Annotated in this window: 9 protein-coding genes; 8 read left to right on the plus strand and 1 reads right to left on the minus strand. The window is 36.8% G+C overall.

Going from position 1 to position 24604, the window contains the following annotated elements:
- Positions 1–45: 45 nt before the first annotated feature.
- Genes RM51_RS03415 through RM51_RS03425 form a run of 3 tightly spaced genes read left to right on the plus strand, consistent with a single transcriptional unit; the run spans position 46 to position 3623 of the window.
- Positions 46–2517: a zinc-dependent metalloprotease gene (locus RM51_RS03415; RefSeq protein ID WP_039365177.1), complete on the plus strand. Its 2472-nt coding sequence runs from the start codon at positions 46–48 to the stop codon at positions 2515–2517.
- Between the two features lie 4 nt (positions 2518–2521).
- Entirely contained in the window at positions 2522–2992 is a 471-nt protein-coding gene (locus RM51_RS03420; protein ID WP_039365179.1) for a DUF6452 family protein, read from the plus strand.
- Positions 2958–3623 carry a DUF6048 family protein gene (locus tag RM51_RS03425; RefSeq protein ID WP_039365181.1) on the plus strand — a complete coding sequence of 222 codons (666 nt, stop codon included), beginning with the start codon at positions 2958–2960 and terminating at the stop codon, positions 3621–3623. The genes RM51_RS03420 and RM51_RS03425 overlap by 35 nt, the downstream gene beginning before the upstream one ends.
- A gap of 37 nt (positions 3624–3660) precedes the next feature.
- On the opposite strand, the gene RM51_RS03430 is transcribed toward RM51_RS03425, so the two are convergent.
- Positions 3661–4113 (minus strand): hypothetical protein, encoded by a 453-nt coding sequence (locus RM51_RS03430; protein WP_039365183.1) that lies wholly within the window; start codon positions 4111–4113, stop codon positions 3661–3663.
- 90 nt (positions 4114–4203) lie between these two features.
- On the opposite strand from RM51_RS03430, the gene RM51_RS03435 reads away from it, so the two are divergent.
- The 5 genes from RM51_RS03435 (at position 4204) to RM51_RS19020 (ending at position 24337) form a co-directional block, all read left to right on the plus strand.
- Entirely contained in the window at positions 4204–6231 is a 2028-nt protein-coding gene (locus RM51_RS03435) for a M43 family zinc metalloprotease (RefSeq protein WP_052248373.1), read from the plus strand.
- Positions 6232–6469: 238 nt separating this feature from the next.
- Positions 6470–9445 carry a reprolysin-like metallopeptidase gene (locus tag RM51_RS03440; protein ID WP_039365184.1) on the plus strand — a complete coding sequence of 992 codons (2976 nt, stop codon included), beginning with the start codon at positions 6470–6472 and terminating at the stop codon, positions 9443–9445.
- A 440-nt stretch (positions 9446–9885) separates the two neighbouring features.
- Positions 9886–14463 (plus strand): fibronectin type III domain-containing protein, encoded by a 4578-nt coding sequence (locus tag RM51_RS19010; RefSeq protein ID WP_165584980.1) that lies wholly within the window; start codon positions 9886–9888, stop codon positions 14461–14463.
- Positions 14464–14675: 212 nt separating this feature from the next.
- Positions 14676–19331 carry a fibronectin type III domain-containing protein gene (locus tag RM51_RS19015; RefSeq protein WP_052248375.1) on the plus strand — a complete coding sequence of 1552 codons (4656 nt, stop codon included), beginning with the start codon at positions 14676–14678 and terminating at the stop codon, positions 19329–19331.
- A 512-nt stretch (positions 19332–19843) separates the two neighbouring features.
- Positions 19844–24337 (plus strand): GEVED domain-containing protein, encoded by a 4494-nt coding sequence (locus RM51_RS19020; RefSeq protein ID WP_084110919.1) that lies wholly within the window; start codon positions 19844–19846, stop codon positions 24335–24337.
- Positions 24338–24604: the final 267 nt, after the last annotated feature.

A 24604-nucleotide genomic window follows, 5' to 3' on the forward strand; every position in this document is an offset into this window, starting at 1 on the left:
CATTAAAGGAAGAAAAATCATAAAATATTAATCAGAAAATTTTAAATGAAAAGAGTGAAAAACCTTAGTGCTGCTTTCATCCTGTTTGCTTTGATGGCAGGTCAGTACGAATTAAAAGGTCAGGAAAAAGATTCTACAGTAGTAAAAACAGATACTGCTAAAGTAAAAAAGGATGATAAGAAAAAGCCTTCTATGAAGTCTTATAAAGAAATCATCACAGACAAAGCAGTTTCTGACCAAGGAATTTTCACGGTTCATAAAATTGATGATAAATATTACTTTGAAATTCCGGATAATATTCTGAAAAAGGAATTTCTATTAGTGACAAGACTAACAAAAGCCGCTGCAGGAATGCGTTATGGAAGTACAGGATATGCAGGAGATCAGATTGGGCAGCAGGTTGTAGCTTTTGAAAAGGGACCAAAAGACAAAATTCTTTTACGATCAATTTCTTTCGTAGACTATGCAAAAGATTCTACATCGGATATGTACAACTCTGTTACAAGAAATAATGTACAGTCGATTATCAAAGCTTTTGATGTAAAAACATACGGGAATAATAAAAAAACTTCTGTCATTGAAGTAACCGATTTGTTGAATTCGGATAATGAAATGGTTTCCTTTTCTACAAATTACAAAGAAGACTTTAAAGTAGGAGCATTTCAGAAAGACATGTCTTTTGTGAATTTTGTGAAATCGTATCCCAATAATATTGAAATAAATACCACTAAGACTTTTGCTCGTACACTAGGAAGACCAATACAAGGGATTCCGGCGGCAAATCTGCCAAAAGTAAGCGGAAATTATACGGTAGAAATCAATTCCTCATTTGTTCTTTTACCGGAGAATAAAATGCAGGCAAGGTATTTTGATCCTAGAGTAGGGTACTTTGCAGTAGGATATACCGATTTTGATCTTGATCCTCAAGGTGTAAAAAGAGTTTCTTTGGTTAAAAGATGGAGACTGGAACCTAAACCTCAGGATTTAGAAAAATATAAAAAAGGAGAGTTGGTAGAACCTGCAAAACCTATCGTGTTCTATATTGATCCTGCAACTCCTAAAAAATGGGTTCCTTATTTGATTCAGGGAGTAAACGACTGGCAGAAAGCATTTGAAAAAGCAGGTTTCAAAAATGCAATTTATGCTAAAGTTCCAGATCCTAAAGTTGATCCTGAATGGAGCCTTGAAGATGCAAGATTTTCTGCAATTGTGTATAAACCTTCAGATGTTCCGAATGCTTCAGGACCGTCAATTTCAGATCCTAGAACGGGAGAGATTTTGGAAAGTCATATCAACTGGTATCATAACGTAATGATGCTTTTGAGAAACTGGTATTTTGTGCAGGCTTCGCCAAATGATGAAAGAGCGAGAAAAATTGAATTTGATGATAAATTGATGGGGGAACTGATCCGTTTTGTTTCCTCTCATGAAGTAGGACATACATTAGGATTAAGACACAATTTTGGATCAAGTTCTACAGTACCTGTTGAAAAATTAAGAGACAAAAAATGGCTTGAGAAAAATGGTCATACACCTTCAATTATGGATTATGCAAGATTTAATTATGTTGCACAACCAGAGGATAATATTGGAGAATCCGGAATTATGCCGAGAATTGGAGATTATGATAATTGGGCTATTGAATGGGGGTACAGAAGATTCTTCCAATATAATACGCCGGATTTAGAAAAAGAATATTTAAATAAATGGGTGATCAAGAATCTGAAAGACCAAAGACTTTGGTTTGGTACAGAATCTAATCCGTTTGATCCGAGATCACAGAGTGAACAGGTGGGAGATAATGCAATGATTGCAAGTACTTATGGGATTAAAAACCTGAAGAGAATTATCGATAACCTTGAAAAATGGACGCAAACTCCAAATGAAGATTATAACAATCTTGGAATGATGTATGATCAGGTAACGACACAGTTCAGAAGATATGCAGGTCATGTTTCAAAATATATCGGAGGTCAGATGGAAACTCCTAAAACGGCAGAACAGTCAGGAGTAGTCTATGAAGTTGTAGCTAAGAAAGATCAGAAAGAGGCGATGAAGTTTTTAGAGGACAATATTTTCACGACACCACAATGGTTGCTGAAAAAAGAAATCTTTGAAAAAACAGGAAAGACACCGGTAAAAACAGTTGAAGATATTCAGAATGGTGTTCTTGCAAGAATTTTAAGTCCGATGGTACTGAATAATATGTATCAAATGGAAGCGGTAGACCAGAATACCTATACAACGGTTGAGTTATTTTCAGATCTGAACAATTCAATTATTAAAAAAGATAATCCGGATGTGTACGGAAGAAACCTTCAGAGAAATTATGTTGATAATTTAATTAGGCTTGTTGACTCAAAAAGCTCAGATAGATCTGATGTTTCTGCAATTGTAAGAGGGAACTTAGTCATGATTAAAAAAGATCTTTCCGGAAGAGCAGATTCTAATACCGTAAATAAATATCACTATGAAGACCTTGTTTTCAGAATTGAAAAAGCGTTAGACCCAAAATAGAAGTATGAAATATATTACCATCATTATATTATTATGCAGTCTCGGAATGCTCACTTCTTGCGGAGGAGACGATGATATCTGTGAAAGCGGAGAAGGTACACCGAGAATGAAAGTCATGTTTAAAAAAGCCGGAAAGCAAACAACTTTAGACTCTATAAAAGTGTTTGTAAACTATGGCTCTAATGTTGTGGATTTTGGCTGGCAAGAAGACGTAGACTCCATTTTTGTTCCGCTGCGTGTAGACGATTCTCCATACACAGATATATTTGTTAAAACTACCACTACTGCAGATTCATCAAAAGTTAGAGTAAACTATACGACAAAATCAATGTATGTTTCTCCAGGCTGTGGAATGAAGAAAAACTATGAAAATCTGAAATCAGAACTATTATTATCAACTACTGTTTTAAGTGTAGAAACGGGGCAAAATTTTATTGAAAATGAAGAGAAAACTAATTTATACCTTAATTTTTAGTCTTTCATATTTTGTGGTCTTTGCTCAGGAAAAGAAAGAAGATCAAAAGGAGAAGGTGAAATGGCACTATCAACCTAATTTTATGGTGGGTTTTGATCTGCTTAATACTGGTGCTTCTTTTTTTTCGGATAGAAAATTGTATCAGGGTTTTATATCTTCCAGAATTAAAGATAAAGTTCATGGTGTAATAGACGCAGGTTTTGAATCAAATGTTTATCAGAAAAACGGTTATGATGCTAAAGTAGATGGGGCTTTTCTTAGATTGGGAGGTTTTTATATGTTAGCCAGAGACCCTGAAAATGAATTCAATGGTTTTTACGGAGGTGGAAAATTAGCCGGAGCATTTTACAAGCAGGAATATATGGCCATACCGGTTCGTGGATATGGTGGAAGCAGTGCTTCAGTAGCATTTCCTTCCTCTACCCAGTCTTCTTATTGGATTGAAGCTTCTTTAGGAGGAAGAGTTCAGCTATTCGAATCTAATTTTTACATCGACGTAAATCTGCAACCTAAATATTTAATATATACTACAAAACAGGATGAAATTCAGCCTATGATTGTTCCAGGTTTTGGCAGAAGCTCAGGTAAATTTACTATGGGATTTGCCTGGAATATTGCATATAAGTTTTAGTAGAGAAAAATAATATTATAAAATAATAAAAGACAACTTATTGGGTTGTCTTTTTGTTTTGAATGGTTTGTTGCAATATTTTATATAAATGAGCCAGCTCTTTTGGTGGGTTACCGGCATCAAAACTAACAGATTGATAGGTTTTTCCATTTGAAGTAACAATAATAGTGGAAGCTAATGCTTGATCTGAATAATGTCCAGTAGTTGGAGCTGTAAATGATGAAATTTTAGAGAGTTCAATTAAGTTGATCTGCTTTTCTATATTCTCCCAATCCGATGAAGAGACTTTTGAATTGCTCGTATTTTCGTTTAAAACAGTAATTAAATACTCAGAGTTAAATGTAAAACTTCGGTTAGTGCCTCTTGTTTGTTCTTTGAGTTCTATTTTGTCTATTTTTTTTCTTTTAATATTATTGAGTTGAGACGTGTTGTTATGTACGGAGCAGGAACTTGATAGAATTATTAGAAATGATAGAATAATAGTTTTCATTTGCTTTTATTTATTATTTTTCGATTAAATTATAACTAAATTTTAGAATTATCTTAAAAAGAAATATCTTTGTTGAATATTAATAATAAAATGAGAAGAATTTTTACATCTGTTTTATCGTTTTCATTTGTTGCAATGGGGCTTATTACTACTCATGCTCAAAAAATAGAAAAAACGAATATAAGCGGTGATTTTCCAAAAAAATCATCACAAGAATTAGCTAAAAGCAATGGCTTTGACCGTTGTTCATTTGTAGAATACGAGGAATATCTACAAAAGAAAGATCCTAAAAGAATGACAACAGATCAATTTGAAGCTTGGATTGCTCCGTTGGTTGAAAAAGCTAGACAAGAAAGATTAGCAAATAAATCGACAAGTGGAGGTATTGTTACTATTCCTGTAGTAGTACATGTTATTCATTCGGGGGAAGCTTATGGAGTTGGTGCAAATATTACCGATGAACAGGTTCAATCCCAAATTACGGTAATGAACCAAGATTTTCGTAGAATGGTAGGAACACCAGGATATAACACAAATGCAGTAGGAGCAGATATAATGATACAGTTTGCATTAGCAAAGGTTGATGTTAATGGAAATCCAACAAATGGTATTGATAGAGTAAATCTGTGTTATCCAAATTGGTCTACGGGAAATATTAATGGCTATGTTAAACCGTTAACTATTTGGGATCCAACACAATATATGAATATGTGGAGCGTTAATTTTTCTAATGCTGGATTGTTAGGATATGCGCAATTTCCATCGAATTCCGGTATACCTATGCCGGCTGGAGGAGCTGCAAATACTGATGGTGTAGTTGCAAACTATACTACTTTCGGAAGTACAGATTTTGGAGCATTTCCAATGAATGCTCCCTATGATAAAGGGAGAACAATGACTCATGAAGTTGGGCATTTTTTAGGACTTAGACATATATGGGGAGATACTACTTGTGGTACGGATTATTGTGCTGATACTCCTGTTCATGAAGATTCTAATGGAGGGTGTCCTAGTCACCCAAAAGCTAATAACTGTGGAAGTACTGATGAGATGTTTGAAAACTATATGGATTATACTTTTGATGCGTGTATGAATATTTTCACACAGAATCAGAAAGATAGAATTACTGCTGTAATGAATAACTCTCCTCGAAGAGTAGAATTGAAAACTTCTACAAAAGATATAGCAATTCCTTTATTTGCAAACGATGCAGAAATAAAATTAGAAAACGTTTGTACAACGGATAATTCAACTTGTACGCCTAGTGCAAGAACATTGAAAATCTCTCTTTATAATAGAGGAACAAGTAATCTTACTTCTGCTGTAATTTCATTTACTGTAGGTACAAGTACAGAGACGTACACTTATTCTGGGAATTTAGCATCGAATAAATATGCTATAGTAAATTTACCAATTTCAGCTGCTATGCCTTCTGGTTCTATGACAGTATCTATTACTACAGCAAATGGTGTTGCAGATCAAAGAGCTTCTAATAACTCATTTACTACATCTTATGTTTCACCTGGTCCTGCAGCAATTAATAATGGCGCATTTACGTTTACATTACAAAATGATTATTGGGGAAGTGAGGTTACGTGGAATTTAAAGAATAGTGCAGGAAATATTTTGTATCAAGGAGGACCATATACAGATGTTTTAAATCCTACTACTTCTACACCTTTGCCAACTCCGATTGTTGAGACATTCAATTTATCTGCAGCAGGATGTTATACTTTTACGATTAATGATACTGAAGGTGATGGAATGTATAACTACGGAGGATATTATAATTTAAAAAATTCTTCAGGGGTAACAGTATTTGAGGGTAGTCCTTTTGGAGTTACTCAAACAAGAGCAGTAAATCTTACGGTGTTAGGAACAAGTGATACAAGTCTTCAAAAATTTGCAGTTTATCCAAACCCAGCTACAGATATTTTAAATATAACAAAAGTGTCAGGAAAAGCTAAATTTGAAATTCATAATGCTGTAGGACAGTTGGTAAAAGCAGGAGACATTAAAAATAATCAAGTGAGAGTTGCTGAATTAGTTAAAGGAACTTACATTATTACAGTTAAAGATAATGATCTTTCTGAAAATATTAAATTTATTAAGAAGTAAGATAATATTATAATCAATATAAAAGAGAGTCCTTAAACAGATGTTTAAGGACTCTCTTTTATGATATATTCTTATAAATAGTTATTTGTTAAAAAGAGGTTTTATTTATGGTGTTCTATATAGAGATTGTCGATAAATCACGTTAAATTATCTAAATTTTAGTTAATTGATTAAATAAAAAAAAATTAATCTTTAACTTTGGTAATTAAAATAATTTTATACGAGAAGAATTGTTTATATGAAAAAACTTTTTACTGTCTTATTTTGTAGTGTGATAGGTGGGTCAGCTTTAGCGCAGTGGACTCCAGTTGTCCCAAAGAAGAGTTCAAGAACGTTGGAAGTATCTGCTTCCCGAGTGAGAGATTATTATAAACTGGATTTGGGTATGCTTCAGTCTCAGTTGAAAAATGCACAGGAGATGGGGGCAAACGCAACACCGATAATTATTTCCTTACCTACACTTAGTGGGAAAATAGAAAAATTTTCTGTGTACAGTTTTCCTGTGGTAGTGAAAGAACTGGCAGATCAATATCAGCTGGGTTCTTATGTGGGGGTAGGAGTAGATGATCCTAACAAGTATTTAAGATTTTCTTTAGCCCCAAATGATTTCCAGGCGATGATTATTGGTGACGGGGGGTATGAATTTATTGAACCTCAAATTGGTGATAAAACAATTTATGAGGTACATCCTAAAACAAAAAAAACACAAAGTGGTACTTTCTTGTGTGGAACAAACGAAACAACTGCTCAGAAAAAACAAATTTCCGGATTATTAAAAAAAGGAAGTTCTTTTACCAATCAGCCTAGTGATTTCTCCAAATCTTCTGACAAAAAATACAGAACGATGAGACTGGCAATGTCAGTTACAGGTGAATATACTGTATTTCATGGAGGAACGTTAGCGGGTGCTTTAGCAGCAATCAATGCAACAATGACCAGAGTTAATGGTGTATTTGAAAAAGATTTTGCATTGCACTTAAATGTTCAGAATTATCCAGGTATTATTTATTTAGATTCAGCAACAGATCCTTACTCTCCTGCTTCTAGTGGAGGAAGTCCAGATTGGAATTTACAGCTTCAGCAAACACTTACTACAAATGTTGGTAATGCTAATTATGATATAGGACACTTATTTGGTGCAACAGGGGGTGGAGGTAATGCAGGATGTATCGGTTGTGTATGTACAGATCCAACAACTGCGGAACCAGAAGGAAAAGGGTCAGGATTTACTTCTCCAGCAGATGGGATCTCTCAAGGAGATAACTTTGATATAGACTATGTCGCTCACGAAATGGGACATCAATTAGGTGCTAATCATACATTTTCTCATGCTCTTGAAGGGTCTGGGGTAAATATGGAACCTGGTTCAGGTTCTACTATTATGGGATATGCTGGGATTACAGGTACTAATACAGATGTTCAACCACATTCGGATGCTTATTTTCATGTGGCAAGTATAGATCAGGTATTAGACAATTTACAGACTACAACTTGTGATGTAGAAACTTCAGTGACAAATGACCCGCCAGTAATTGCAGCTTTACCAACTTACAATATTCCTAAAGGAACAGCATTTGTTTTGACAGCTTCTGCCACCGATGCGCAGGGTGATCCAATGACGTATTCGTGGGAAGAAATAGATGACGCAAGTACAACTATTAATAAAAATAATTTGGGGACAACTTCTACGGGAGCCTCGTTTCGTTCTGCTGTGCCATCTACAAATCCTACAAGATATTTCCCTAAATTATCTTCTGTGTTAAATGGAGTATTAGATAATAGTGGGAGTACTTGGGAATCTGTATCTATGGTTCCTAGAACTACCAATTATGCTGTGACGGTAAGAGATAATAATGCTAATGCTACAACGCAACAATCACAGTATGCAACGCAAACTATTATTGTTGGAGATAATGGACCATTTAAAGTAACTACTACTGTTGCTGAAGCAAATGGATCTCCAACTCCTATTTCTTGGGCGGTTGCCAATACTACCGCAGCTCCTTATAATGTAACTAATGTAAAAATAGATTACACTACAGATAATGGTGCTACATGGACGGTGCTTTCTGCATCAACTCCAAATGATGGTTCGGAAAGTTTTACTTTACCAACTTCATTGAATGGAACGACCATTAAAGTGAGAGTTTCTTCAATTGGTAATATATTTTACACTATCGGGACTGTTTCACTTACTACATTGTCTCCTTGTAGTACTGCTGCGCCTTCTGGCCTTACGGTAATTACCTCACTTGGAGGAGCTTCAATCTATTGGACTCCTTATTCAGGAACTACCACTGCGTATATTGTACGATATAAAAAAACTACGGATACTACTTGGACGGAAGTTCCTACATCAGGATCTGCAATTAATATTAGTGGTTTGACGGCAGGAACGTATGAAGTGCAGGTAGCAGCAGTATGTTCAGGTACTACAGGAACATATTCTACCTCTGTAAACTTTACAGTAACTACTTTTTCTACTGTAACTTATTGTGATTCTTCTACGGTTTATGCTACGGATGAATATATATCAAATGTATCATTGGCGAATGTAAATAATCCTTCTGGAGCTTCTATATATACAAATTATACTACAAATTCTGCATTGCAGATTAATTTAGTAAAAGGAGCTTCTCCTTATACATTAACGGTAAATGTTGGAAATGGATATGCGTATGATGCGGGTTCTGTATGGATTGACTGGAATAGAAACGGAACATTTGAAGATTCTGAAAAAGTATTGAATGCTGTGGTGTCGTCTGCTGTTCCAACTCAGTATACATCGTCTGTTACAGTGCCTTCCACTGCTATAGAAAATCAACCATTAAGAATGAGAGTTGTATTTATTTATGCAGGTTCAGGAAATAATGGGGTTTCTATCCCTTCTGCTTATGCTTGTGGTACTAATTTCTACTATGGAGAAACTGAAGACTATAACGTAATGGTAACAACAGCTTTAGGGACACGTGAAGTAAATGATCCTAAAAATGCTATCCAAATCTATCCAAATCCTGCAACTGATTTCTTAAACGTTACTAAAGTTTCTGACAAAGCAACGTATAAAATTTATAATGCAGCAGGACAATTAGTAAGTAATGGGAATATTAATGGTGGAAGAATTAATGTTTCAGCATTAATAAAAGGTGCTTATGTAATTGCTATTGAAGATAAAGGAAACGATTTATTTAAATCTAAGTTTATTAAGAAGTAATAATATAATCTTTTAAATTATACTTAAAAGCCTCATGGAAACATGAGGCTTTTTTTATTGATAAACCTTGTTATAGATATAAATTTAATATGGTAACAGATGTTATGATTATCATGTGTTATTTGTAATTATGATTAATTTTTTTAACGGTATTGATTAAAAAAAAGAAGATTAAGTAGGATGTTTGTAAAAAATGATTAGATTTGTACAAATAATACAATGTTAAGTGATATATTATGAAAAAATATCTATTTCCTCCCTTTTTACTGAAAAAAATATCTGTTTTTGTCGATATTCCCGATAGAAAATTTACTTGAATGTATTTTCTTTGAGATCATTATTAAATGATTATAGTAAGTCTTTGTAATTGAACTTACTAAAATTGATTCAGCAACATTTTAACACTCAATATATTCAATACTATGAAAAAACTTTTACTCATGTGCCAATTGCTCTTTGGCTCATTTTTAATGGCTCAGGTCGCCTATACTCAGGACTGGACGGCTTCGGGACTTAATAGCTGGACCACAAGTGGGTCGGTTTTCTCAAATAATACGACTGCAAATCAGATATGCGGAACCAGTGGTGGAACTATTAGAGGTGAACTCTATTATGGGCTTGCAGATCAGTTTACCTCACCCAATCTTACTGGAAATAACAACGGGCAAATAACAATGTCCTTTGATTATAAAGTTACCGATTATTATGCGGGAACTACTGCTACACCTTCTGCTAATATTGGAAATATAAAAGTAGAATATGCTACAAGTACTTCTGGACCGTGGACGACGGCTTATACGATTAATTCTTCCAATCACGTAGCTGCGAATACTTGTGCGACAAAAACGATTACTTTTGTGCCTTCTGCAGGAAATTTATATGTGAGATTTAATGTTACTTCTGATCTTAATTCAGATGTTTATTATTATTTCGATAATGTATCTATTTCTCAATCGGCGCCACCAACTTGTGCAGCTCCATCTGCAATAACGTTGGGAACAGTTACTGCCGCTACAGCCGCTGTGTCTTGGACGGCTCCAACGCCTGCACCTGCAAATGGGTATGATGTTTACTATAATTCTACGGGAATACCTCCGACTTCAAGTACAGTGCTTAATGCAACCAATTCTGTGCCTAGTACTACTACATCGACTACGATTTCAGGCTTGTCACCAATAACAACATATTATGTATGGGTAAGAGCGAAATGTAGTGCTACTGATCAAAGTTATTGGATTCCAATGGCCTCGTCTTTCACAACGCCATGTGTTTCAATTTCTACTTTTCCTTGGTCGGAAAATTTTGATTCAATGACAAGTATTGGATCGGGTGTATTGCCAAATTGTTGGGCTACTAATGGTGGAGGACCTTTATTCACGACTCAAGATGCTTCTGCTCAAGGGTATAATGATCCGAAATCAACTCCTAATTATGTAACTGTTTATTATCCAACAACAGCATCTTACTTATGGACGCCAAGTTTTCATTTAACAGCAAATCAGTCTTATGATTTCTCTTTCTTTTGGGTAGGAGACGGATATTCTGGTTGGGAAGGAGATGTATTGGTGAATACTTTACAGTCTTCTGCAGGTGCTACCAATTTGAATACTTTTGTGACTTCTTCACAAACAACCAATGGAGGTTCAAATAGTACAAATTATACGAAAGTTAAAGTTACATTTGTACCTACTGTAACAGGTGAGTATAATTTTGGAATTAAAGCCTATGCGGCCACATGGGATCCTTATTACCTAGGGTTTGATGACTTTAATGTAATGCCAACTCCTACATGTGTTGAGCCTACTGGGATGACAGTGAGCGGAATTGTCTCAAATACAGCTACTATAGGCTGGACAGCACCCAATCCTGTTCCTACAAATGGATATGAATACTATATTTCTACAACGAATACGCCACCTACCGTTGCTACAGGACCAGTATCCGGAACTTCTTTTGGCTTACCAAATAATTTAACTCCAAATACTACTTATTATTGGTGGGTTAGAGCAATTTGTTCTACCACAAATTCTAGTATTTGGATTCAGGGGCCAACATTTACAACGACACAGGTTCCTGCTCCATTACCTTATTCTCAGCCTTTTACAAGTAACGATTTTGGATTTGTAAATGGATCTCAGACAAATAAATGGTATTATGGTTCAGTTGCAGGTAATCCTGCTAATTCAATATATGTTTCTAATGATAATGGAGTAACAAATGCTTATGATGTGTATGCTACAAGTGTGGTGCACGCATTTAGAGATTTTGCAATTCCATCGGGAACAACTTCAGCTTCGCCTGCTATTTTGACTTTTGATTGGAGATCAATGGGAGAAGGAACAACGCCGTATTTATATGACTATATAAGTGTATGGATGGTTCCGTCATCCTATATGCCAACTGCGGGGAATTCAATTACAGCAGGAGCGAATAGAGTGTTGTTGGGTCAATTAAATCAGAAAGGGACTTGGCAAAGTTTTGTTAATACTAATGTTGATTTGTCAGGTTATGCGGGAGGTGTTATGCGTTTGGTATTTGAATGGAAAAATGATTCATTTGGTGGGACTTCACCAGCTGGTGCAGTAGATAATATTAATTTATTGATTCCAACATGTAAAGTGCCAACAACTTTAGCGGTAGCAGGAATCGTTTCTAATGGTGCAACGATAAGCTGGGCGGCTCCAACACCTGTACCTGCTGGTGGTTATGTATATTATGTTTCTACTTCAAATGTACCACCTAGTGGAAGTACTCCTGGAACGGCAACAACGGCTACTTCTGTAGATTTAGCTCCTACTTTGGTTCCGAATACTACTTATTACTGGTGGGTAAGAGCAGTTTGTTCTTCTGCAGACAGTAGTATCTGGATTCCGGGTCCAAGCTTTATGACGACACAAATTCCGGCTACGCTTCCTTATCTTCAAAGTTTTGAAGGAGCGAACGATTTCGGAATATTAAATTCTGGACAACCTAATATATGGTTCCATGGCTCAGCAACAGGAAATACGGGTAAATCTATTTATATTTCTAATGATAATGGAACTACAAATGCATATACAGATAATACTACAAGTATAGTACATGCTTATAGAGATATTCAGATTCCTGCGGGGACTAGTTTGGCTACCTTCTCTTTTGACTGGAAAGCAGATGGAGAAAGTTATTATGATTATTTAAAGGTTTGGCTGGTACCAGCAAACTTCTTACCTACATCTGGAACTCAGATTACTGCAACAACAGGAACACCTGGAGCACCTGGAAGAATTCAGGTAGGTCAGTTTAATCAAAATGGAACCTGGCAATCTTATTCTAACACAAACTTAAATCTTACGAATTATGCTGGTGAGATAATGCGTTTGGTATTCGAATGGACGAATGATAGTTCGGGAGGCACTCAGCCACCAGCAGCTGTTGATAATATCATCTTGAGAGTTTGTAGTACAACTACACCAGTAGTTACGGTTATTCCGGCTTCTATTACGCATAATTCAGTAACGATTACTTGGCCACAAGATGATGGTGGAGCTTCTTATAAAGTGAAATACCGTCCAGTTGGTTCTACAGGAGGTTGGTTGCCTACAGGAGGTCCGATTGATGTAGCAGCTGTAAATAGTGCAACGCAGACACTTACTCTGAATCCACCAACGTATTCTTTAACTCCGGCTACATTATATGAAGTGGAAGTAGCTGCAGTTTGTAATACGGTAAATATAGGAGTGTATTCACATAATGAATTTACTACAAAATGTGACCCGACTCCACCAAACGTAACATTTACCAATATTACATCTTCTTCGGCGGTTGTTAACTGGTCTCCGTTAGTGGCAAGTGCAACGTATGAAATGAGATGGAGAAAAGTAGGAGATGGATGGCCGGCTGGAACGGTTACTTTGCCGAACCCGCCTGCAAGTACTTATTTACTTCAAAATTTAGCACCATATACTCAATATGAGGTACAGATAAGAAGTACGTGTGTAAATTCTACAACACCTAACCCATGGTCAAGCTTGTCAAGATTTACAACAGAAAGAACTTGTGATATTGCACCACCAGGATTAACAATTCTTGAACTAAAGCCTACAAGTGCTAAAGTTCAATGGGATCCTTATAACGGCCCTGATGCAACAGGACAGTATATCTTGAGATACAGAAAAATAGGAGTACCGGGATGGACGAATATTACAGTATCAAATAATATTTATACACTTACCGGTTTATTGGAATTGACTAAGTATGAAATGGAAGTAGCGAATATTTGTAGTGGTACACCGGGTAACTTTACTTTGCCGTATTACTTTACAACACCTACAGTGATCTATTGTCAGCAGGCAGCAGTGAATTCAGTAGGAGATTACATTTCTAAAGTAACGGTTACTCCTAACGGAAAACCACAGATGGAAAACCCTTCGGCGGGATCAACGTATACGGATTATACAGCCGTTACCAAAGCTCAGATCGAATTGATTCAAGGATCATCAAATAATCAGTTGACGATTGATAAAGTAGCAACAGGAGATGCGGGAGTTGTCGCTTGGATTGATTTTAACAGAAACGGAGAATTTGATATCAATGAAAGAATCTTAGTATCCGGACCAAACACGGCAGCAACAGCAACTACCACATTCAATGTTCCGGCAGATGCTTTTGTAAGCAACGCAGACTATATGTATGTAGTAATGAGAGTAGCATTGATGAAAGGAGGGCTTCCTGTGAATTGTACCAACTTTGACAGTGGAGAAGTAGAAGATTATACTGTAAGAATTACCAAGAAAGCAGCTACAAATCTGTTGAATCAGGATGATATTTTGATTTATCCTAATCCGGTAACAACGGTATTAAATGTTAAGAATATCAGCAAACGTGCTAATTATAAGATTTATAGTGCTGCTGGTCAGTTGATCTCAAGCGGAATTATCTTAAACAATAAGGTAGATGTTCATGCTCTGATCAATGGAATGTATGTGATCGATATTCAGGATGGTTCAACTTCAGTACAGAAGAAATTCATCAAGGAATAAGGACAGTAAAAATTAATTACTTTTAAAATAGAATCAGCTCTCAGAAATGGGAGCTGATTTTTTTATTAACATTTGTGAATTTTTAGAGGTTGACGTGTTAGGGTTGCTCTTGTGTTAAGATTTTGTAGGAATTTTTATAAAAAAACAACTAAATTTCAATTAATTGTAAAAAATGCTTAAATTCGTAAAGATTAATTTTAATAAAACAATTTATGAAGAAACTCTTTACTTTTTTAACACTTCTTGTGTGTTTTTTCTGTACAGGCTTATTACAGCACATAAGAGGACAGGCACCTGCAACTTTTCCGTATACGCAGAATTTTACTTCTGCGAATGATTTCACCTTTGTTAACGGAACGCAGGTTAATAAATGGGTATATGGGACTGCAGCCGGTAACCCTGGAGGAGCAATTTATGTATCTAACGACAATGGTGTAACAAATAATTATACCAATAATGTTGGTAGCGTAGTTCATGCTTACAGAGAATTTACCGTTCCTGCAGGAACTACTATGACAACATTAGTTTTTGACTGGAGATCTTTTGGTGATGATTCTACATTTGATAGAATGAGGGTATATTTAGCTCCTTCTACTTTTACCCCAACAGCAGGTACTCAAATGGCAGCAACGGGTGGAAATATACAGCTGGGGGCTAATTTCGAAATGCAGAATACTTGGCAGAATTATACAAATCCCCTGGTGAATTTATCCAGTTTTGCTGGAAGTACAGTTAAATTGATTTTTGAATGGAGAAATGATACTATTATTGGAACGAGCCCAGCTTCGGCAGTCGATAATATTAACTTTTTCATTCCTACATGTGTTGTACCTTCAGCACAGGCTGTAAGTAATGTGGTTTCAAACGGAGCAACATTGAGTTGGACGTCACCGACACCGGCACCTGCAAATGGCTTTGCGTATTATATTACAACGACTAATGTACCTCCTGCTGCCGGGGCAACACCGACAGGAACTACGGCTACAGCATCAGTAAATCTGGTACCTACATTAACTCCTAATACACAATATTATTGGTGGGTAAAATCTGTTTGTTCATCTACGGATAGTAGTCTTTGGATGCCTGGACCAACTTTTACAACGACTCAGATACCGGCTAGTTTACCTTATAGTCAAGCATTTTCGGGAAGTAATGATTTTGGATTTACTACAGGTACTCAGGTAAATAAATGGTATTATGGCTCTGCAGCAGGTAACCCTGCTAATGGGATTTATATATCAAATGATAATGGGGTTACAAATACATATAACATTAGCCCAACAACTACCCAAGTAACTCATGCATATAGAGATTTTACTATTCCGGCAGGTACAACAGCAGCTTCCCCTGCGATTTTGTCATTTGACTGGAGAGCGATGGGAGAAGGGACTACTGATTATTTAAGAGTGTGGATAGTGCCTGCTTCTTTTATGCCAACAGCGGGGACATTGATTGCTACTGGGACAAACAGAGTTCAGTTGGGGCAATTCAACCAGCAAGGTACTTGGCAAAATTATTTAAATCCAACATTAGATGTTTCTGCATATGCAGGAGCTACAATGCGTTTGGTATTTGAATGGCGAAATGATACTTTTGGAGGTAATCAGCCTCCTGCAGCAATTGATAATGTTAATTTATTAATACCAACATGTAAAGTACCAACAGCTTTAAATGTAACAGGGATTGTGGCAAATGGAGCTAGTATAAATTGGACAGCTCCGACACCGGCACCAGCCAATGGATATGCATATTATGTTTCTACCACAAATGTACCTCCTACAGGAGCTCCTACAGGAACTACAACGGCAACAACTGTGAATTTGGCTCCAACTTTGGTTCCAAATACAACGTATTATTGGTGGGTAAAAGCTATTTGTTCTTCTACGGACAGTAGTATTTGGGTTCCTGGTCCTAGTTTTGCAACGGCGCAAATACCGGCTACTCTTCCATATTCTCAGAATTTTAATACCAATGATTTTGGGTTTATAAATGGAACTCAAGTTAATAAATGGTATCACGGTTCTGCGGCGGGTAATCCTGTGAATGGAATTTATATATCAAATGATAATGGGGTTACTAATGCATATACTATTAGTACATCTGCTTCTCAGGTATCTCACGCATATAGAGATTTTGCTATTCCTGCAGGAACAACTGCGGCTTCCCCTGCTATTCTGACTTTTGATTGGAGGGCTTTTGGAGAAGGAACGACATGGGATTATCTTAGAGTTTGGATGGTGCCTGTATCGTATATGCCGGTTGCAGGAACGCAAACTGTAGCGGGAACAAATAGGGTTCAGATAGGACAATTTAATCAACAGGCATCATGGCAAAATTATATTAATACCAATGTCAATTTGGCTGCTTATGCTGGGACTACGATGCGTTTGGTGTTTGAATGGAGAAGTGATACGACTGGTGGAACACAGCCACCGGCAGCGGTTGATAATATTAACTTATTGATTCCAACGTGTAAAGTTCCTACGGCATTGGCTGTAACAGGAGTTGTTGCTAATGGGGCAACGATAAGCTGGACAGCTCCAACACCTGCTCCTGCGAATGGATATGCGTATTATGTTTCTACTTCAAATGTACCCCCAACGGGAGCTCCTACAGGAACTACGACAACTACTTCTGTAAATTTAGCTCCAACTTTGGTTCCAAATACAACATATTACTGGTGGGTGAGAGCAGTTTGTTCTTCTACCGATAGCAGTATCTGGATTCCTGGACCAAGCTTTATGACGACGCAAATTCCGGCTACGCTTCCTTATCTTCAGAACTTTGAAGCAACGAATGATTTGGGATTATTGAATGGAACGCAAACTAATAAATGGTTCCATGGTTCAGCAACAGGAAATACAGGTAAGTCTATTTATGTTTCTAATGATAGTGGAGTTACCAATGCTTATACTATTACATCGGCAAGTGTAGTACAGGCATATAGAGATATTGCAATTCCTGCAGGAACTTCTCTGGCTATATTTTCTTTTGACTGGAAAGCAGAGGGAGAAAGCAATTGGGATTATCTGAGAGTATGGTTGGTGCCTTCGAGCTTTATGCCTACTCCTGGAACTCAAATTGCGGCTGGTACAGGAAGAATTCAGTTAGGACAATACAATTTGAGTGGAAGTACTTGGACTTCTTATTCCAATCCGAGTTTGAATCTTACCAGTTTTGCGGGAACTACCATGCGTTTGGTTTTTGAATGGAGAAATGATACAACAGGTGGAACTCAGCCACCGGTAGCGGTAGATAATATTAATTTACGAGTTTGTAGTACGGCCACTCCTGTGGTTACAATAGTGCCAACTTCTATTACTCATAATGCGGCTACCATTACTTGGCCACAGGATACTGGAGGCGCATCTTATAAATTAAGATACCGTCCGGTAGGCTCAACACAGTGGTTGCCTACAACAGGGGTAATCGATATCCCTGCAGTAACGGGAACGACTCAGACGTTTACCTTAAATCCACCAACGTATCCGTTAACACCGGCTACTTTATATGAGGTGGAAGTAGCAGCGGTTTGTAATACAGTTAATGTTGGGGTGTATTCACATAATGAGTTTACAACAAAATGTGATCCGACTCCACCAAACGTAACGTTTACAAATATTACATCTACTTCGGCAGTTGTAAACTGGTCACCATTAGCGGCAAGTGCAACGTATCAGCTGCAATGGAGAAAAGTAGGAGATCCAGGATGGATTGGCCCAATTAACTTACCAAATCCACCATCAAATACTTATACTCTTCCTTCTCCGGGTAATACTTTAACACCGTATACTCAGTATGAAGTTCAGGTAAGAAATATCTGTGTAAATTCTACAACGCCTAACCCATGGTCAAGTTTGTCAAGATTTACTACAGAGAGAACCTGTCCGATTCCTCCACCGGGATTAACCATTCTAGAATTAAAGCCGACAAGTGCGAAAGTTCAATGGGATCCTTACAATGGTCCGGATGCAACAGGTCAGTATATTTTAAGATATAGAAAAGTAGGAATTCCGGGTTGGACTAATGTTACGGTATCAAATAATATTTATACGCTTACAGGTTTAGCGGAATTGACAAAATATGAAATGGAAGTAGCGAATATTTGTACTGGTACACCGGGTAACTTTACTTTACCGTATTACTTTACAACACCTACAGTGATCTATTGTCAGATGGGAGCGAATAATTTATCAGGAGAATATATCTCTAAAGTAACGGTTACACCTAACGGAAAACCTCAGATGATAAAAGAATCAGCTGGCTCAAGATATACAGATTATACTGCTGATCTAAAAGCTCAGATCGAATTGATTCAAGGCTCAGGAAATAATCAGTTAACGATTGATAAAGTAGTAACAGGTGATGCGGGAGTAGTTGCATGGATTGACTTTAACAGAAACGGAGAATTTGATATCACTGAAAGAATCTTAGTTTCAGGGCCAAACAGTGCGGCAACAGCAACAGCTACATTCAATGTGCCGACAGATGCTTTTGTAAGCAATGTAGACTATATGTATGTAGTGATGAGAGTAGCATTGATGAAGGGAGGTATTCCTGTAAACTGTACTAACTTTGATGATGGAGAAGTAGAAGATTACACGGTAAGAATTACCAAGAAAACGACTGCAAGTCTCTTGAATCAGGATGATATTTTGATTTACCCTAACCCGGTAACAACAGTATTGAATGTTAAGAATATTGGTAAGAGAGCTAATTACAAGATTTACAATGCTGCGGGACAGTTAGTGTCTAATGGAATTATCTTAAACAACAAGATTAATGTCCATTCGTTAATCAACGGAGTATATGTGATCGATATTCAGGATGGTTCAACTTCAGTACAGAAGAAGTTCATCAAGGAATAATAATCACGTAATTGATTTAATTACCTTTAAAATAGAATCAGCTCTCAGAAATGGGAGCTGATTTTTTTTGATGTTTTATAACTAATGATATGATAGGTCTATAGTAAGGCTTATGGATATTTTAAACCCCTTATGTATTGCTAATAAATTAAAGTTTCAATGAAATTTATAGGATATTTTTCTAATTCAATATGTTTACTTAAAGTATGTTTATTTCCTTGTGTTAGGAGTGTTTAAAAATTCACACAAGTGTGTATTTTTTTAGATATTCACAATAATAATTAATGATTTTTTGCTATTTGATTGAAATAAAATAAATATTAGTAATATTTATAATTAAAATATTATTAGATTTGTATAATTGTTAAAAATAATATAATTATGAAATGAAGATCTTCACCTTTACTTCGTACAGTATATCTGTACAAATAATGTGTTCAAAAAAGCCTTTGAGCATATAAATGAAATTATAACTGTCTTGGGACAATTATTATCAATAAACTTTAAACACTATGAGCGTATTTTTACATTTTAAAACCAAAAAACTTTTGAGGGGATTGGTTGTATTGTTCTGTATGTTATTTGGGCTGTTTGCAAAAGGGCAAACGGGATCAATTGGTACAGGTACTGCTACATCTTCTTATCTTCCTGTTTACTCTTGTTATGGATACAATTATTCACAACAATTGTATACAGCTGCTGAGCTTACTGCAGCTATTGGAACAACCAATACGGTTATTACCAAGGTTCGATTTTATGTAGCGACAACAGCAGCAACCCAGGCCAACTATAATCAATGGAGGGTCTATATGGGTAATACTACTAAAACAACTTTTTCTTCTACAACAGATTGGATTCCTATATCACAGATATCTCAGGTTTATTCCGGGACACTAGGAACTATGACAGCAGGGAGTTGGATAGAACTTTCTCTTACAACACCATTTGTATGGGATGGAACCAGCAACTTGGTAATAGCGGTTGATGAGAACGCTCCTGGGTACTCTTGTACAGGTACTTGGGGAGCTTATACATCAGGAGCAAATACGGGGATCTATCAGTATAGTGATACTGTAAATGCAGATCCAGCTTCGCCACCTACAGCAAGTAGCAGAACAGCGTCTATTCCTAGATTGCAGCTTGTGAGTGAGGCACCATCAGGGTGTATGTTCCCAAATCAATTAGCTACAGGAACTGTTACTACAAACAGTGGGCAGATTACATGGACAGCTCCTACTCCTGTACCAGCAAATGGTTATGATGTTTATTATAATACTACGGGAGTTGCCCCAACTTCTTCTACAGTACTAGATGCTACTAACTCAGTACAAAGTACTACTACATCAGCTACGATATCAGGATTAGCAGCCAATACGACTTATTATGTATGGGCAAGAGCTAAGTGTAGCTCTACATTGCAAAGTATTTGGGTTGGTCCAGTTTCTTTTTATACGGGATATTGTGTACCAACGGGAGGAACAAGTTCAACATCTTATTATTTGAATAAAATTTTAACAACAGGAGGATGGACTAATTTGAATTATACGGCATCATCATATACAGGATATGTTAATAATTCAACAAACACAATCAGTACTTCACCTGGAAGTGCTATCAGTGCTAGCTTAGGAGCTGCAGGATCTGGTAGTTATTATTATTATACATGGGTAGACTGGAATAATGATATGGATTTTAATGATGCGGGTGAAACTGTTCTTGCAACTACTACTTACGCTGCTACAGGATCTACAACGATTAATGTTCCGGCAGCACAGGCTTATGGAAATTATAGAGTGAGATTCGCTGTGTCATACAGTGGTGCACTTACTTCATGTGGAACTGCTCCATATGGTAATTATGTTGATTACACTATAGCGGTTGGTGCTCCTCCTACATGTATGCCACCAGCAGCGTTAACTTTGACTTCAGCGACAACGTCTTCTGCGTCTATAAGCTGGACAGCATCTACAACGAATCCTTTAAGCTATGAAATTTATTATAATACAACAGGTATTGCTCCTGGAACAGGAACTACACCTCAAATTACAGGGGTAACAGCTACAAATGCTACAATTCCAGGTTTAGCAATTAATACTACTTATTATATATGGGTACGAGCAAGATGTAGTGCTACTGATGCAAGTCCTTGGTCTGGGCCTATTTCTGTATTTACTAATTATTGTGCTCCGACAGGAGGTACTAGTTCAACGACTTATTATTTGAACAATGTTACAACTACGGGAGGATGGACAAACTTAAATTATACAGCATCATCTTATACAGCATATGTTAATTCAAATATGACTGTTTTAAGTTCTCCGGGAAATAGTGTAGTTGTAAATCTTGCTAATTCTGGAACTTCTACATACTATTATTATGTATGGATTGACTGGAATAATGATATGGATTTTAATGACCCGGGAGAAACTGTTCTTGCAACAACTTCTTATGCGTCTACAGGTACAGCAACCATTAATATTCCGGCTGGACAAGCATTAGGGAACTATAGAATGAGATGTGCGTCTTCATATATTGGACAAATTACGGCTTGTGGACCAGCTCCTTATGGTGCGTATGTAGATTTTACATTGGCTGTGGTTACACCACCAACATGTTTGCCACCTACAGGTCTTGCAGTAACAGGTTTAACGGGGAATGGAGCTGTTATTAGCTGGGCAACCCCTGCAACTCCGCCAGCAAACGGATATGCATATTATGTTTCTACAACTCCTGTGCAACCAGCAACACCAACAGGAACTACGACAGCTACTTCTGTAAATTTAGCTCCGACTTTACTTCCGAATACAACATATTACTGGTGGGTAAAAGCAATCTGCTCTCCTACAGATAATAGTTATATAGCGCAAGGACCAAACTTTATGACGACGCAGATTCCGGCTACACTTCCTTATCTTCAAAACTTTGAAGGAACAAATGATTTAGGAATGCTAAATGGAACGCAAACTAATAAATGGTTCCATGGCTCAGCAACCGGAAATACAGGAAAATCTATTTATATTTCTAATGATAATGGAGTTACCAATGCTTATACCATTACATCAGCAAGTATAGTACAGGCATACAGAGATATTGCAATTCCTGCAGGAACTTCTTTGGCTACGTTCTCTTTTGATTGGAAGGCAGATGGACAGACTACGGTAGATTATTTAAGAGTTTGGTTGGTACCAGCGAACTTTATGCCTACTCCTGGAACTCAAATTGCGGCTGGTACAGGAAGAGTTCAGATAGGACAATACAATTTGAATGGGACAACTTGGACTTCTTATTCTAATACTAACTTAAATCTTACCAGCTTTGCAGGTACTGTAATGCGTTTGGTATTTGAATGGGTAAATAATACAGCTACAGGAACTCAGCCACCGGCAGCGGTAGATAATATCATCTTAAGAGTGTGTAGTACAGCTACTCCTGTAGTTACAGTTGCTCCGACTACTATCCTTCATAATGCCGCTACCATTACTTGGCCTCAAGATATCGGAGGTGCTTCTTATAAATTAAGATACCGTCCGGTAGGTTCAACACAGTGGTTGCCTACGGCAGGTCCAATTGATATTCCTGCAGTAACAGGAACGACTCAGACATTTACTCTAAATCCACCAACGTATCCGTTGACTCCGGCTACGTTATATGAAGTGGAAGTAGCAGCGGTTTGTAATACAGTGAATGTTGGAGTGTATTCACATAATGAGTTTACAACAAAATGTGACCCAACTCCTCCTAACGTAACATTTACTAATATCACAGCTACATCAGCAGTGGTGAATTGGTCACCATTAGCGGCAAGTGCAACGTATCAATTGCAATGGAGAAAAGTAGGAGATCCAGGATGGATTGGGCCAATTAATTTACCAAATCCACCTTCAAATACGTATACATTACCTTCTCCTGGCTATACTTTAACACCGTATACTCAGTATGAAGTTCAGGTAAGAAATATCTGTGTAAATTCTACAACGCCTAACCCATGGTCAAGCTTGTCAAGATTTACTACAGAGAGAACCTGTCCGATTCCTCCACCAGGATTAACCATTCTAGAATTGAAGCCAACAAGTGCAAAAATTCAATGGGATCCTTATGTAGGACCTGACGCAACAGGTCAATATATTTTGAGATACAGAAAAGTAGGAATTCCGGGTTGGACTAATGTTTCAGTATCAACTAATATTTATACTCTTACAGGTTTAGCAGAATTGACAAAATATGAAATGGAAGTAGCGAATGTTTGTAGTGGTACACCAGGTAGCTTTACTTTGCCGTATTACTTTACTACTCCGACTGTAATCTATTGCCAGCAGGCAGCAGTGAATTCAGCAGGAGACTATATCTCTAAAGTAACTGTTACACCTAATGGAAAACCACAGATTATAAAAGCTTCGGCAGGGTCAACATATACAGATTATACGGCTGATCCACTTGCTCAGATTGAATTGATCCAAGGATCATCAAATAATCAGCTGACTATTGATAAAGTAGCAACAGCAGACGCAGGAGTTGTCGCATGGATTGACTTTAACAGAAACGGAGAATTTGATATCAATGAAAGAATCTTAGTATCCGGACCAAACACTGCAGCAACAGCGACTACCACATTCAGTGTTCCGGCAGATGCTTTTGTCAGCAATGTAGATTATATGTATGTCGTGATGAGAGTGGCATTAATGAAAGGAGGCATTCCTGTTAACTGTACCAACTTTGATAGCGGTGAAGTAGAAGATTATTCTATAAGAATCTCTAAGAAACCTGCTACAAATCTATTGAATCAGGACGATGTCTTAATTTATCCTAACCCTGTAACAACGGTATTGAATGTTAAGAATATCAGCAAACGTGCAACCTATAAGATTTATAGTTCAGCAGGTCAGTTGATATCCAGTGGAATTATCTTAAACAACAAAGTAGATGTTCACGCATTAATCAATGGGGTATATATGATCGATATTCAGGATGGTTCAACTTCAGCACAGAAGAAATTCATCAAGGAATAAGAAGAATAACAATTGATTACTTTTTAAAATAGAATCAGCTCTCAGAAATGAGGGCTGATTTTTTTTTGATGTTTTTACATGTTTTGAGATTTATAGTAATTGGCTTAATAGAAAATGAAGGACATTTTTTAATTCAATATTGTTAAAATTTGATGTAATAAAATTGGAGTTATTTATGAAATTATTTTTTTTATTTCAATATGCTTGGTTTGATGTGTATTTGCTATTTAAATATTATAGTTCTTGAGATTTAAATATTTTTTTTTG

Source organism: Chryseobacterium taiwanense, from assembly GCF_000813825.1.
GTDB classification, from domain to species: domain Bacteria; phylum Bacteroidota; class Bacteroidia; order Flavobacteriales; family Weeksellaceae; genus Chryseobacterium; species Chryseobacterium taiwanense.